Source organism: Pseudoalteromonas rubra (assembly GCF_000238295.3).
GTDB lineage: Bacteria > Pseudomonadota > Gammaproteobacteria > Enterobacterales > Alteromonadaceae > Pseudoalteromonas > Pseudoalteromonas rubra.
In genome coordinates this window covers 46,417-61,508 of the sequence record NZ_AHCD03000028.1, presented here as the reverse complement: position 1 = coordinate 61,508, position 15,092 = coordinate 46,417, and the positions used below count along the sequence as shown (strand labels likewise).

Genomic DNA, 15,092 nt, shown 5'->3' with positions numbered 1-15,092 from the left:
TTATTTGTCTTAACCCCCTATCAAGCGGGGAATATCAAGTAGGTCAGTAATGTGCACATTGATTCGTCCATGAAGCGCTAACCTAGCTCAAACAGGACCCAAATAAGCGCATGCTGCGTATCTAAACCATACAATGTAATAATAAACATTAACTTACAAGAACGCTAACCCACCCGGGTTTTCGTGAGAACCAAGGGTTAGCGCAAAAAGGTATTGTATGCAAATAAACTCAGTTTCGAGTGCAATATGCACTGCTGAGGTGTTGTTCTGTTTAAGCTGTATACACCATATCAACTGAAAGTCTTCGAGACGAAGACTATGAAGAAGACCAAGACAAGTCTTAATTCCCTATCAAACGGGAATATCCAAACAATAAACACCTTGCTGCCCCAGTTAAGAAAAAGTCGTCTTAATCCCCTCGCGTGCGGGGAATGCAGCAAACTCTGTAGCAAAGGCGTTTCTTGGCTAAAGAGTCTCAATCCCCTCTCGTACGGGAAACGCAGCCGTAATTATCGAGATATGCCAGATGTGCCATGTTGTCTTAACCCCCTATCAACCGGGGAGCATCCAAACTCTTATCCGACATACTGTCACGAATACCCAGAAACGTCTTAATCCCCTCTCGTGCGGGGAATACAGCCAATGATGACACGTTAGCCAAACGTTCAATTAGCAGAGGAGTGGAAAGCCACTCAAAAGTCTGAACCCCCTATCAAACGGGGAGTACAGCCGGTATGGCGCTGGTTATCGCGTTCAAGGGGAGGTCTCAATCCCCTCTCGCGCGGGGAATGCAGCAAGCTGTAACACGCAAGCGGTAAGTGGCACTGATAGTCTCAATCCCCTCTCGCGCGGGGAATGCAGCCGTATTTACACAACACACTGGTTTGAACGAGATGTCTCAATCCCCTCTCGCGCGGGGAATGCAGCCCTGCAAGCTATGTGATATCTCACAATTCAGAGGGGTCTCAATCCCCTCTCGCGCGGGGAATGCAGCATCGGTGACCACCTACGCACAGGCGGTCTGGCTGGTCTCAATCCCCTCTCGCGCGGGGAATGCAGCGATGTTTTTTGGATTGTGCATGGCTACTTCCTTAGTCTCAATCCCCTCTCGCGCGGGGAATGCAGCGGTGTCCAGGTTAAACGCAAAGACCAGACTTTGAGTCTCAATCCCCTCTCGCGCGGGGAATGCAGCTTGCAGTATGGGATATACAACTTTTGGATGAAAAGTCTCAATCCCCTCTCGCGCGGGGAATGCAGCCCTCGAACATACGTGACCGAAGCGAAAGCAGATGTCTCAATCCCCTCTCGCGCGGGGAATGCAGCGGCCTGCTCCTCGGCCTATATATCGCAAGGCCAGAAACCTGCTTTTGCGCTAACCTCGGTCAAAACCGACTCAAGCAGCCGCATTCTGCATATCAAAATTACACAATATCATAATAAACATGAGCTTACACGAGCGCTAACCTCCCGGGGTTTTAGTGAGAGCCACAGGTTAGCGCAAACGGCATTGTCTGAAGGTAAATTCCGCATCAAGTGCGGAATGACGGTGAGTGGTTGGCAAGCACTGTGTAAAAAGCTGGATAGTCAAACGGGGAGTATCCAACCCTATGATGATTGCGATATTGAAAAAGATATATCGTCTTAATCCCCTATTAAACGGAGAGTATCCAAACGCAAAACCTAGCGTTGGGTTATACGGTTGTGCCGAATGGGTCTTAATCCCCTATCAAACGGGGAGCATCCAACCAGACGATGTCTTTCGTAATGTTCTAAATAGCGGAGTGTCTTAATCCCCTATCAAACGGGGAGTATCCAAGCATGTCTCCGTACTTTTTAATTCAGGTTTATTTGTCTTAACCCCCTATCAAGCGGGGAATATCAAGTAGGTCAGTAATGTGCACATTGATTCATCCATGAAGCGCTAAGTTGTGCGTTCGCCAGAATCGGCCATCCAGGGCCTCACCTTCGAGCCTGAAAAAGCAGTGCTTTTTCCGGGCGCCTATCAAACGGGGAGTATCCAAACGTGTAGAAATTATTACATCAGAATGGAAGATGAATGTCTTAATCCCCTATCAAACAGGGAGCATCCAGCCATGAATGTCCATGCAACTGGTGGTTCAGAAATGAAGTCTCAATCCCCTCTCGCGCGGGGAATGCAGCGATGTTTTTTGGATTGTGCATGGCTACTTCCTTAGTCTCAATCCCCTCTCGCGCGGGGAATGCAGCGATGTTTTTTGGATTGTGCATGGCTACTTCCTTAGTCTCAATCCCCTCTCGCGCGGGGAATGCAGCGATGTTTTTTGGATTGTGCATGGCTACTTCCTTAGTCTCAATCCCCTCTCGCGCGGGGAATGCAGCGATGTTTTTTGGATTGTGCATGGCTACTTCCTTAGTCTCAATCCCCTCTCGCGCGGGGAATGCAGCGATGTTTTTTGGATTGTGCATGGCTACTTCCTTAGTCTCAATCCCCTCTCGCGCGGGGAATGCAGCGATGTTTTTTGGATTGTGCATGGCTACTTCCTTAGTCTCAATCCCCTCTCGCGCGGGGAATGCAGCGATGTTTTTTGGATTGTGCATGGCTACTTCCTTAGTCTCAATCCCCTCTCGCGCGGGGAATGCAGCGGCCTGCTCCTCGGCCTATATATCGCAAGGCCAGAAACCTGCTTTTGCGCTAACCTCGGTCAAAACCGACTCAAGCAGCCGCATTCTGCATATCAAAATTACACAATATCATAATAAACATGAGCTTACACGAGCGCTAACCTCCCGGGGTTTTAGTGAGAGCCACAGGTTAGCGCAAACGGCATTGTCTGAAGGTAAATTCCGCATCAAGTGCGGAATGACGGTGAGTGGTTGGCAAGCACTGTGTAAAAAGCTGGATAGTCAAACGGGGAGTATCCAACCCTATGATGATTGCGATATTGAAAAAGATATATCGTCTTAATCCCCTATTAAACGGAGAGTATCCAAACGCAAAACCTAGCGTTGGGTTATACGGTTGTGCCGAATGGGTCTTAATCCCCTATCAAACGGGGAGCATCCAACCAGACGATGTCTTTCGTAATGTTCTAAATAGCGGAGTGTCTTAATCCCCTATCAAACGGGGAGCATCCAACCAGACGATGTCTTTCGTAATGTTCTAAATAGCGGAGTGTCTTAATCCCCTATCAAACGGGGAGCATCCAACCAGACGATGTCTTTCGTAATGTTCTAAATAGCGGAGTGTCTTAATCCCCTATCAAACGGGGAGCATCCAACCAGACGATGTCTTTCGTAATGTTCTAAATAGCGGAGTGTCTTAATCCCCTATCAAACGGGGAGCATCCAACCAGACGATGTCTTTCGTAATGTTCTAAATAGCGGAGTGTCTTAATCCCCTATCAAACGGGGAGCATCCAACCAGACGATGTCTTTCGTAATGTTCTAAATAGCGGAGTGTCTTAATCCCCTATCAAACGGGGAGCATCCAACCAGACGATGTCTTTCGTAATGTTCTAAATAGCGGAGTGTCTTAATCCCCTATCAAACGGGGAGCATCCAACCAGACGATGTCTTTCGTAATGTTCTAAATAGCGGAGTGTCTTAATCCCCTATCAAACGGGGAGCATCCAACCAGACGATGTCTTTCGTAATGTTCTAAATAGCGGAGTGTCTTAATCCCCTATCAAACGGGGAGTATCCAAGCATGTCTCCGTACTTTTTAATTCAGGTTTATTTGTCTTAACCCCCTATCAAGCGGGGAATATCAAGTAGGTCAGTAATGTGCACATTGATTCATCCATGAAGCGCTAAGTTGTGCGTTCGCCAGAATCGGCCATCCAGGGCCTCACCTTCGAGCCTGAAAAAGCAGTGCTTTTTCCGGGCGCCTATCAAACGGGGAGTATCCAAACGTGTAGAAATTATTACATCAGAATGGAAGATGAATGTCTTAATCCCCTATCAAACAGGGAGCATCCAGCCATGAATGTCCATGCAACTGGTGGTTCAGAAATGATGTCTCAATCCCCTCTCGCGCGGGGAATACAGCATGCTATGTGATCAGAACCAGGTATCATGCTATGTGATCAGAACCAGGTATAAAGACGAAGTCTCAATCCCCTCGCGCGCGGGGAATACAGCCAGGTAAAAAGGCAGGCGTTGTACTGATCGTCAAGTCTCAATCCCCTCTCGCGCGGGGAATACAGCTTGATTTTGCCCTAACCCTGCATGCACCACCTGGGTCTCAATCCCCTCTCGCGCGGGGAATACAGCCGGTTACCATGAGCCAGGCGGTGCGCGAGACCCGTCTCAATCCCCTCTCGCGCGGGGAATACAGCGTCAAACTGCGATTAAAGGGCGCATTAAAGCGGGTCTCAATCCCCTCTCGCGCGGGGAATACAGCCGTAAAGTTTTCATTGCTATGTGGCTCACAGGGGTCTCAATCCCCTCTCGCGCGGGGAATACAGCGGTTGCCATGGAGCAATCTATCCGTGGTCAGCATGTCTCAATCCCCTCTCGCGCGGGGAATACAGCAGTCTGCTCTAAAGCCCTTATATTACGAAGCCATAAACAGACTTTTGCGCTAACCTCGAACAAAACTGCCCAATGAAAGCGCATTCTGCGCGGACAAATAACATTATGCCTTAATAAACATCAATATACAGGAGCGCTAACCTCCCGGGGTTTCGTGAGAACCACAGGTTAGCGCAAACAGAGTTGTCTGAAGGTAGATTCCGCAACAAGTGCGGAATGACGATGAGTCGTTGTCAAGCGCTGTGTAAAAAGCTGGATTGTCAAACGGGGAGTGTCCAAACGTTAACCATAAAGCCTGTAATCGTAGACCTTAAGTTCTTAATCCCCTACCAACTGGGGAGCGTCCAAAAGGTCAGTAATGTGCACATTGATTCGTCCATGAAGCGCTAACCTGTTCGGCCATCCAAGGCCTCACCTTCGAGCCTGAAAAAGCGATGCTTTTTCCGGACGGCTCTCTGCCTATCAAACGGGGAGTATCCAAATAGTTCAATAATGTGCACATTGATTCATCCATGAAGCGCTAACCTGTTCGGCCATCCAGGGCCTCACCTTCGAGCCTGAAAAAGCGGTGCTTTTTCCGGGCGGCTCTCAGCCTATCAAATGGGGAGCATCCAGTAGGTCAATGATATGCACATTGATTCATTCATGAAGCGATAACCAGTTCGGCCATCCAAGGCCTCACCTTCAAGCCTGAAAAAGCAGTGCTTTTTCCGGGCGGCTCTTAGCCTATCAAACGGGGAGCATCCAACCTTATCAAAGCTAAGAAGTAGTGTGGTGGTATGAGTCTTAATCCCCTATTAAACGGGGAGTATCCAAACAGAGAAGAGCTACTCTCTCATTCATCAGGTATAGCGTTTTAATCCCCTATCAAGCGGGGAATGTCCAAATTGGTCAATAATGTGCACATTGATTCATCCATGAAGCGGTAAGCAGTGCGTTCGCCAGAATCGGCGTCCATTGCCTCGCGTTCACGCCTGAAAAAGCGGTGCTTTTTCCGGGCGGCGTTCACCCTATCAAACGGGGAGTATCCAAACCCCCCAATGGGGGTGGTAACTCAATTGCCACCGTCTTAATCCCCTATCAAACTGGGAGTATCCAAACCCAGAAACCCAACCATCACAGTAACCCCTGTTTAGTCTTCATCCCCTATCAAACGGGGAACATCTAACCGTTGGAAGTTGTTTTATCTGAAGTTTGTAAAATGCCTTAATCCCCTGTCAAGCGGGGAGAATCCAAACCGAGCTGAATTTTTGCTTCAATATTCATTCCATGTCTTAACCCCCTATCAGACGGGGAGTATCCAAACAAATGTCTCGCTGGCACCACTCTGTAGGTGTTTTGTCTTAATCCCCTATTGTCCCGACCAACGTAAGAACACCCGGCCCTACTTTCACAGCTTTGGGCCGGGTGACAATCCAATATCCAAATTGTTAAAGAGCTCTGCGCATTGGCGCTTATTCAATGTTTTATTAGGCGATTAGCCGATAGCGGCCGAGGCCGAAGGTAGTTTTGCCGCCTATGCCGATGAGTTCGCCCAGTTGCAGCCATGGGATGGCGTCGGCTATTTCGCCGCAGTAGCTAGACTGGCCTTTCATGCCGCCGAATGGGATCTGCGCCTGTTGTTTGTTTGAAAAACGCTGCCAGTTTTCAAAATACATAAAATCGCTGTGCTCATGCTGGCCCAGCACCGGGAGTGACTGATGTAACCCTTGCAGCAAAGTGTTGTCGTCACATAACCAGAAGCGGGTCAGCAAGGTCAGCCGTCGCTTAATTTGCTGGCATAAAATGGCCAGCGGTGGCGATTTGCGCAGCTGCTGTTGAGCCACTTTAAGCCTTAGCGGAGTCACAAATTCCAATGCCACTTCCTGAGAAAGCCCGCTATTCATTGGCGTGAACCAGCTGCCGAGAACGGATGGCTGTATACCCGGTTTAAGGCCATTAGGAGTCTGGCTGGCCACACTCAGCAATTGAACCCGAGTGCGGGCTTTACCCAGCCCTAACCGGCACCCGGCCTGTAAGGCATCAACCACTTTCTCTGCCAGCTGGCATGCCTCTGCAAACAAATACAGGGTAAAGTGGATAAGCTCGCCTTTACGCCAGTGGCTGCGCTGATCATCTTCAACCACAACCGAGTAAGGTTTGGGCTGGCCTTCGGCATGTTCACCAAAGAGCACAAAAAAGGCATGCTCATCATGGCTTTTTAATGCCTGGCCCAGCCAGCCGTGCCACATACTGCCTTTAAATACCGGTAATTCGCAGTCAGCCCCCAGCCGAAATGTCAGGCGCAGGGGTAAAATGGTAAAGTGCCCGGCTACCGCGTTCAGAGAAGCTTTCATGTGCTTTGCTCCACAAATTGCTGCGCCGCTTTGAGTTTTCTCTGGTAATCCTTGATCTTCTTTTTCCCCGCACTCAGGTAATCAGAGACATCTTCGTCACTGGCAATCGCTATCAGTTCCTGCGCGGCAATCAATGACATCTCGCCCTCAACGACCTGGCCCAGCAGCTCAAAAATCTTACTATTTAAGCTAGGTCGAACATGTCGCTCCACCGTTTTGAGTGTTTCTCTCAGCGCCAGTACATCATCTAATCCTCGCCGATCCCCACTTGAAGACTGAAGCTGGGTAATTCTGTCCGCCTCTCGTTGACTTTCAAGCACTTCATCACGCTCCCTCTCATAGCGTTTTGACTTAAACAGTTTATCTTTAAACCAAATGCTGGCCTCGGTCTTTTTATCGACTAGCTCACAGAGCCGGCCTTTGGCAAAACTCGCCGAGCCGGTGTCACTGACCTGAGTCGACTCCATCCGCCCTAACAGTTCGTCATTCACCGTCAACCCAGGTAGTGACGTCTTACTGTTCTGGATCTTTCTGTACTGACTGTCTTTCGCTTTTTGCTCATAAGGGATATAACGCAGGTTCCGCTGGGTATGCAGTGTCGGGTTTGCCATCGCCAGTAAGTGCTGTATCTGCGGGCTGTGCGTCCAGCTTTGCGTGTCTTGCTGTGGATGTCGTGCATTCATATGCTGTTCAAACCCATTTATTAGTGCCTCGGGCGACGCGCTTTGCTCCGCATAAGCATTATTCAGGGTCAGATCTTGTATTTTAACAAGGCCCGCTCCCAAGCTCCGACCATGTCCTAACTGATGGTGTACATCCGCTTGCTTGCCAAACTTAATGGTCCATAACAGCGCCCCCAACTCCTCAGGGAGCAGGTTATGAAACACAATCCGGCCCCGAAATTGTGTGCCTACCGCTACAAATTCGAGCTTACTTTGTACCTCGGTGTTCTCTTCTTCATCTGCTGACTTTGGTCCGGTGTAGTTAGAGCTGAACCCAGGCTGGGCCACATATCGCTTCCAGCCAGATAAGCGCGCGTACTTGGCGTTATAATCTATGTACTCATTACTGCCTTCTTTTTGTTCAACATAGGTTGCTAAAAAGCTCGGCTTTGGGCCACCCAAGGTCACCACAGGTGACATTTCGCACTTGGTTTTATTAGCCAGCCTTGCATCCGAAAAGCTGATCCGGCTTTTCAGACTTAGCCCTTTGTCTCTGAGTGTGCCAAACATGCATTCTGCCAGGTCAAATACATGCTCGCTCAACGCATCTTTCTGCCAGTTTTGGGCCAGACTATGAAAATCGTGCTGATACATTAACCGGGGCATTCTGGCCAACCCCAGTGACTTCAATGTTTTCCCTTGTTTATCGAGCAAAGCAAACACCGGCATCCCAAACTCTGCATGGGCATGTTTTTGCAAATAGTTCACCTGCTTTTCATCGTGGCTTTTAAAACACTTCTGAACCAGCTCTTCCAAAATGCTATCAGCTACGGATACCGGCCTATGCTCTCCGTAAAAACAATAACTAAAATCATAATCTTTCGGGTCCGCTCTGGTTGCATCAAAAACCCGATGATTACAAAACACCATATGCGCCTTGTATTTACCTTCTTTTAGATCGTCCGCCCAGTAAAAGTCTTTGCCCTTAATGGTTTTCTTATAGGGCGTGACAAAAACCTCTTTTGTCAGTGGAAACTTGGCATATTTAACGGTTGCTGGTTCTTCGTTCTCCAGCGCCACCCCAAACTGGGATTGAATAAGTCCGTGTCTGACCTTAGCAAACTGACACAGGTGTAATTGCCACTTTTGCCTGTCGGTATCAAACCGCAGCCAAGCCGCCTCGACTTTGCTTTTTTTGCTGACCGTATCCAGATATTCGCTGTGGCTAGACACATCGCGATAGGACAGATGGCTATTATCCACCTGACCAAACTTTCCAAAGCTGGCGATTTCCAGCACGCTGCGCAGCATTCCTTTTATACTGCTGCCGGGGATGATCGGGTTGCCCTGAGGATCTTTGGTCCATTTTACCCCGGTCGGGGCGTTGTCTTGTTTTACGTGTTCCTGACCTACACACAAGGGCGTTTGGTTTACCAGCGTATAGTCAATGGTGCCGCTCAGGCCGTTCTCAAACGGCACGTCGTGGCTCACCAAATGTGCCCAGTCGGGCATGTACACCCACTTAGACAGGGGCACAAAGTGATAAGGGGCATGTACCTGGGCCATTAGCTGTTCTCCTTCTGTAAAGCCTGGCTTGTGTGCCAGCCCATAAATTGCTGTGCCACTGGCCGCCAGGCCCATTGCTCTATGGGCTCTGCGGTTTCACTCAGCAAGGGGATGTTTTGTTTTTGGTACCACAGCCGGTAAATGGCATGCTGTTCATCAAGGCCGTCGCGTAACAATACACGCTGATCGCGATACACCTGCTCCGCGCCTGTGTGTGTCTCGCTGTGCATGCGCACCAGCCGATACTGCTGTGGTGCCACCAGCCGGGCGCTCAGCGACACTTGCTCGTTACACCACTGACCTTCGATCACATCCTGACGCACGCTGTCCAGAGTGGTACACAGCACCAGTGCATCGCGCCACATTGCCCAGCCTGCGTTTGCTTCTATCGACTGGACAGATTCCTGTAGCTGCTGTGCATCAACCAGCTGAGACTCTACTATCAGGCGTGCCGCAGTCAGTTCAGGGAGCTGACTGCCGAGGCACTTTGTACTGCCCGGCTGGTTTCGTAAGCTGTTGTATACTGTTACGCTCATAGCGCGACCTCCTTTAACATCTCTGAATCTTCCCGGCTTTGTGCGCCAGGTTGTAGCAAGCTGGTGCCTCTTCCGCTGCCAGCCCCGAGCGGCAGTAAGCCCTGTTCAAGATCATTAAGGGTGGCTTTGAGGGCTTGTTTGGTAGTTGTGTCCAGTTGTTCAAATCTGGCCTCATTGGCCAGCCAGACTCGTATGGTCAAAGTCGGCTGATACAGCAGCTCTTCGGTATACAATGCGCCCTTGCGAACCCCACCGGTAAAACGGTCCAGGCTGGTGTGGCTGCGCACCTGAATATCTTGTGCCCGGTACACCACTTCACAGTCATCCACCATCAGGCAGCCGGCAAATGAGTTGTCGTGCTCTTGCACATCCAGGTGGCCAAACAACTCATCCACGCCGGCAACGCGTTTTTGCCAGTCTTCATGGCTGTCCTGTGCTCGTGCTTCGGCGTACAGCTTGTTCAGGCGGCAATAATGAAATGCCACCCGGTGCGCCAATATGCCTTTAATGGCACTGCCGCATAGCACCACGTGCTGACCTTTAAGTTGTGGCCCCGGTTCGTCCCATGTCACCCTTGGCTCGCTGTAACACAAAATATCCGGGCTACGATCTGCGCTCCCCTCAGCCGGTGATTTAAGTCGACTCACTCCGGCTCCAAAGCGCCAGTAATCCAGCCCTTTGACCGTCATTTCGCACAGCGGCTTGGTGGCTGCGGGTAACTTGCCGTCTGGCAGCCAATCTTGTACTGCTGAAAACGGCTTTGTTTGTGCAGTGAGGTTGCTGCTTGGCTGATAAAATGCGCGTAACGCCGTGCGCGGATCATGTTCGGGTGTTTTTTGCAGCGGTACATGCTTAACGTCCAACCCCAGCAACACCATTTGCCCCAAACCGTTGCGAGTCGAGCCACCCAGTGCAAATTGTCTTTGCTGCCAGACAGATAGTACCTGAGCGAAATAACGCTTTGCTTCGTCCTGCGCGAGGTGCGCCGAGTCAAACTCATACTTAACCGTCAGAACAAAGCGGACTCCGGCGGGCAACAATAGCTGGTCGAACTTGGCGTTATGTTTGGCTACTCCCCGGTCGTTGATGGCAACTCGCTCGCGATGGTGAGGTCTGGCCAGCAACAGGCTGGCCAGGTAATCATCCTGCTCCAGCAGCTGCTGGCTTTGACAGACCTGCACTGGCTGATGCTGTTTGTCCACCACCACACCATGACTGACAGTCAGTGACGAACGCAGCTCTGAACTGCCAAAAATGGCATCGCACTGTGCTTTACCCAGTTCGCGCAAAACTAAAGAGCGCCATACCCCTGTAACACTGGTTGCGGGCAAATAAGGTAAGCCATTGGCATCGCGTGCCAGCTGCGTATCAAAATTATGCTCACGTCCGCCAGAGCTTATGGCCATCGGCGCGACATTACTGACCAGTAATCTGGCTAATAAATAGTGCTTCATTGTGTTCCTCCTCGTAGCCCTGCGTCTTTTGCTTTTCCAGCAATACCTTCATCTCTTTTAGTCCGCCGGGCGTAGCCAATTCAAAGCGGCAGATCTGCTCCAGCAGCTGACGAGCCAGTACCAGCTCTATGGCTGAACCATCAGCATTGCAAAACAAAGATTTACTGGCCTTGGCAAAGTCCGTTAGACCATCCACGCCCTGCCAGCGAATGCCCCAGCCATACTCATCATTACTGACTTTGCAAATATGGTCGCTGTCTTTGTCGGCAACGCCGTCACGACCAAACGCCCGCTCAAACCAATTATCTGAAGCATGATTGAGTAGCTCCGCAATACGCCGCCACTGATTCTGCGACGGGCCAGCCTGGTAGCTGGATAACACATGATTGTAGCTGCGTGCCTGACGATAGTAAGCCAGCAAGGTCGTGACCTGGTCACGGACCCACATGGCTCGCTCACGCAATTGTTGCTCACGGGTACCTTGCGCGCGCAGCCAGTCGATTAATGGCGTTGACAAGTGACTGATGGCTTCATCACTTAGTAACTGCGCGCCGGAGATGGGGATGTCATCACAGCAGAACACCGCTTCGCGACACGGATTACTCTGTGTTGCCCACGCTGGATTGACCATCACCCAGCCCTGGCCAAATTGCTTATCTGTCCCTATTCCGTTTTGGCTGATCTCATGCAATACCTGCCGGGAAACTGGGCTGGATAAACGAAAACTCAGCACACTGCCACGGGTGATCACCCGCTGCTCGCTGTCAAAGCCGCCGCGCTTTTGATTGAAGCGGCTCAGGGTATGGGCACGAATAAAACTATGGCGCGTATCCAGGCTGGCATCTTTGAGCTGAGGATGAATATCTTCTCCACAGGGCATCACATGATGCATCCCCTGCGCGTCTACAAAAGCGCAGTCACTTAAACACCAGAGCGTCAACCTGTCTGGCGCATCGCTTGCTTCAGGCAACGCATACTCAATAGTCTGTAGGCGCACCCGGCCATATTCATTTGAGCGTGCCCGGCCAATTCGGTATTCACCGTTGAGGGCATTCGTCACGCGCTGTTGTAATTCAGTGTTTTGCGGATCCATGGCCACAAACCCCACAAACTGCTGCCCGGGGTCGATGTGCCCGTAAGTAAACAGCTGACCTGGGGCTACTTTTCCTGTCTGAGCGCTCAGCGCCGTCTTGGTGTTTTGTCCACGACTTACCCTGATCCGCTGTGCATCTGCAGTCACGTAGTCGGCACGCATTTGCACATACTGGGTATTCGCCTCGCGCACAAAACCAGTGTGAGCATGATTGGTGATGTGCTCTACAAACTGCGAGGTTTGTGGTTCCACAACCGGCGTATGCTTTTGATGATGCCAGGATAATGGCACAGGCAACGCCAATCGGTTATCCCGGATCGGATAGCAAGGGCCAAAGCGCCAGGCACCACTGTGAAATAACGCCCAGCTTTGTTCGCCACTCAGTTCTCGATACAGCCGTCCCGCCAACGCACCCAGCAGCGCGCTACCGGGAATAAAGTCCAGGCTCATTTGGTTATTCACGGTTGCATTGCTTTCACTGACCACAATGGGGTCGAGTGTGGTGAGCACAAAATATTGAATGGTCATGCCGCCTCCTTATTCAGGGTCACTGTTACCTGACCAAACCCACGCTGGCGCTTACCACCAAGCTCAGTGATCAGCAATAATGCATCGTCAATACACTGCACCAGCTCAGCTTCAGTGAGCAGCGTCTGTAATCGCGCCCAGTTGGGGTGCTCATGGTTAAAAGTGAGCTCACACACCAAAGTAACGGGAACCACAACTTGTGTAGCTCTCAAGCTGGTGTTCCTGGCAACACCGCGTTCATTGACTGCAGTGCTCTGAAGCACCCGATAGAGGTATTTCTGATGAGACTTATGAAAAGTCAAAAATTGTTGCTCCGCCGCACCAAGCTCGGCACTGCTGAGCTGGATCACGCCCTGACTATACTCAGCCTGTTTGCCTTCATGCCCGAACAGGTAAATCGCTGCGTCTTCGCCACGTTCACCAAACCAGTTATGCCGGGCTGCCGTCTCAAAGGCATGGCGCAGTAACCCTTTAATGCTTTTACCGGGAATATAGGGCAACCCTTGTGCTGATTTGGCCACCAGCGCATCGGCATAGCTACCGCCCTCTTCACCGCTGCCAATATGCCAGTCACTGTGTAAGGTAAAGGTCAGTTGATAAGTCATCACGACACCTCCGGTTGTTGCTTTGCCTGAACACTTTTTACGCTCAGGCGATTGAGCTTTTCGAGCACCATCAAGTCGCTAAGTGGCGTAACCCAGCCGTTTTCGCCCTGCCAGTGCCAGCTTTCCTGTGGCTCCTTGTCCCGCGCGCTAAGTTGCGCAAAAGCCTGAGCCAATTTTTGCTGCTGTGCTTTGTCGCCATTAAGCGCAAAGTCGCGATAAATCACACGCTGCACTTCAGCCAGGTCGCCCATGCCAAGATACGTTAATACCTCTCGCCACTTACTCAGCGTCATAGGTGTGCACTCCTGTGCCAACAAATCAAACAGAGAATTCAGGGCTTTTAAGGTGGGATAAGACCCATATTCACTTAACAGGTAAGCCCCCAGGCTGGTATGCAGCACGTCCTCACCCACTGTGCAGCTCAAATGGCGGGCCCTGAAAGTATCTAACCCATCACTGACCGTATTGGAGACCTGAACAAAGGCCAGTGCCGCTGTGCCATTGGCCTGCTTGGTCAGTGCCTTGGCCTGTTTACACAACTGCTCGGTCATTTCATGGCTGTGCGTGAAAGGGTGTTTGACCTTTTGGATTAAAACCCCGGCACTGGCTGTAAGCTTGCCGTTAAATGTGCTGTCAGCGTTGGCCGCTTTGATCACCTCATAGGTTGGCTTAAGCGCAACCCGCGATGTTTGCTCAAAAGCCGCACAAAACTGCGCTGTGTATTCCAGCGCCAGATCAGCACGGCACAGTAAGGTAACGTCGTCACCCCCTAACACCAGCGGGCGCATTGGCAACAGTAGCTCAGTCCGTTCGCTGTTTTCTGCTTGCTCTGACAATACTCGCCTAGTGAGCCATAACGTGGCCTGCTGAGCCGCTTGTTGTGTGGCAATGGCCATAGCTTCAGAAAAGCCTCTGAATGCGCTGCAATACGCTTCATCAGATGCGCCAATTAAAGCCTGGTCCAGATCCTGTAACACCTGACCCATACCGTTCCCGTCTATGTGTAGCAGTGCAATGTCCATGTGCAGCTCAGACTCTGAATCATCTGCTATCGCGCGAGGGGTTAACGGGAACTCAGACTCCAGATCAAGAGGAAAGGCGATTTTCTCAACCAGTTTGGTATCCAGTAACTCCCCGGTTGGTTTAAAGCGCGCCTGCAACGCACCGTCTTTATCGCGCAGATCCCAGTGATTGTAAGCCTGCTCATTGTACCAGCTGGGCAAGTCCACCAGCTCGTCCCGAAGTTGTTTTACTGCCAGTGCCCCGGTACGCTGAGCCCGGGCACACAGGGTTGTTGCAACCGGTAAGCTCGCAGGCTGAAAGTTACGCGCCTGTGCCAATAAATAAAGCGCGGCCTGTTTAGCATGTGCAACGCTTTCCCCCTGCGCCAGTGCATCACAATATTCCAGCCCCGGATAAAGCTGAGCAAAAGTTAAGGTCCAGCTATCGCGCAAGATTTGCAGCGTTTCCTTGTCATCGCTGCTGGCATAAAACGCGCCGCCTTTGCAGCGAAAAAAGCGTACTTGCGGGTCTGGGTCGGGGTGTTCTGGTAGCAAATCGTGACGCAACTGCGTGGCTTGTAATACCTGATAAAGCACGCTGTGTTCAGACGAATCAATTAAGCGGTCTAGCCGCTCGCTGGCGGCGACCACATCGCGCAATTTACCGGTGCGAAACAGATAGTGCTGGATCGACTTGGCTTCAAATAGGTAGCAATAAGTCATCTCGGCTCCTTGTGGATGGAAAACCCGCCAATCTCAGGAACTAACCCGAAGGATTGGCCATAGCAACAAGGTAACG

9 protein-coding genes and 2 CRISPR repeat arrays are annotated in these 15,092 nt (G+C 50.9%); of the genes, 1 reads left to right on the top strand and 8 read right to left on the bottom strand.

Annotated features, from left to right (window positions below; genetic code table 11):
• Positions 1-762 precede the first annotated feature (762 nt).
• Positions 763-1,323: a CRISPR direct-repeat array (repeat unit 32 nt; unit sequence GTCTCAATCCCCTCTCGCGCGGGGAATGCAGC).
• 738 nt (positions 1,324-2,061) lie between these two features.
• Complete coding sequence (locus tag PRUB_RS06855; RefSeq protein WP_198452327.1) at positions 2,062-2,577, bottom strand: hypothetical protein; 516 nt, start codon at positions 2,575-2,577, stop codon at positions 2,062-2,064.
• Here PRUB_RS06855 and PRUB_RS26730 point away from each other — a divergent pair.
• On the top strand, positions 2,576-2,944 hold the full coding sequence (locus PRUB_RS26730) for a hypothetical protein (RefSeq protein WP_422623917.1): 369 nt from the start codon (positions 2,576-2,578) through the stop codon (positions 2,942-2,944). The genes PRUB_RS06855 and PRUB_RS26730 overlap by 2 nt on opposite strands.
• Positions 2,945-3,995: 1,051 nt before the next feature.
• Positions 3,996-4,512: direct repeats of the CRISPR family, unit length 32 nt; unit sequence GTCTCAATCCCCTCTCGCGCGGGGAATACAGC.
• Positions 4,513-5,981: 1,469 nt separating this feature from the next.
• Here the strand turns inward: PRUB_RS26730 and cas6 are convergent.
• The 7 genes from cas6 to PRUB_RS06820 are packed head-to-tail and all read right to left on the bottom strand — an operon-like array spanning position 5,982 to position 15,016.
• A complete protein-coding gene (gene cas6, locus PRUB_RS06850; protein ID WP_010382663.1) occupies positions 5,982-6,848 on the bottom strand; it encodes a CRISPR system precrRNA processing endoribonuclease RAMP protein Cas6 in 867 nt (288 codons plus the stop codon).
• The gene (locus tag PRUB_RS06845; protein WP_010382664.1) at positions 6,845-9,076 is read right to left on the bottom strand and encodes a TIGR03986 family type III CRISPR-associated RAMP protein; all 2,232 of its coding nucleotides are present in this window, start codon (positions 9,074-9,076) and stop codon (positions 6,845-6,847) included. Before PRUB_RS06845 ends, cas6 begins: the two co-directional genes overlap by 4 nt.
• Positions 9,076-9,612 carry a hypothetical protein gene (locus tag PRUB_RS06840; RefSeq protein WP_010382665.1) on the bottom strand — a complete coding sequence of 179 codons (537 nt, stop codon included), beginning with the start codon at positions 9,610-9,612 and terminating at the stop codon, positions 9,076-9,078. Before PRUB_RS06840 ends, PRUB_RS06845 begins: the two co-directional genes overlap by 1 nt.
• Positions 9,609-11,066, bottom strand: a complete 1,458-nt coding sequence (locus PRUB_RS06835) for an RAMP superfamily CRISPR-associated protein (RefSeq protein WP_010382666.1) — start codon at positions 11,064-11,066, stop codon at positions 9,609-9,611. The genes PRUB_RS06840 and PRUB_RS06835 overlap by 4 nt, the downstream gene beginning before the upstream one ends.
• Positions 11,029-12,687 carry a hypothetical protein gene (locus tag PRUB_RS06830; RefSeq protein WP_010382668.1) on the bottom strand — a complete coding sequence of 553 codons (1,659 nt, stop codon included), beginning with the start codon at positions 12,685-12,687 and terminating at the stop codon, positions 11,029-11,031. Before PRUB_RS06830 ends, PRUB_RS06835 begins: the two co-directional genes overlap by 38 nt.
• The gene (locus tag PRUB_RS06825; RefSeq protein WP_010382670.1) at positions 12,684-13,292 is read right to left on the bottom strand and encodes an RAMP superfamily CRISPR-associated protein; all 609 of its coding nucleotides are present in this window, start codon (positions 13,290-13,292) and stop codon (positions 12,684-12,686) included. The genes PRUB_RS06830 and PRUB_RS06825 overlap by 4 nt, the downstream gene beginning before the upstream one ends.
• On the bottom strand, positions 13,292-15,016 hold the full coding sequence (locus PRUB_RS06820) for a Cas10/Cmr2 second palm domain-containing protein (RefSeq protein WP_010382671.1): 1,725 nt from the start codon (positions 15,014-15,016) through the stop codon (positions 13,292-13,294). Before PRUB_RS06820 ends, PRUB_RS06825 begins: the two co-directional genes overlap by 1 nt.
• Positions 15,017-15,092 lie beyond the last annotated feature (76 nt).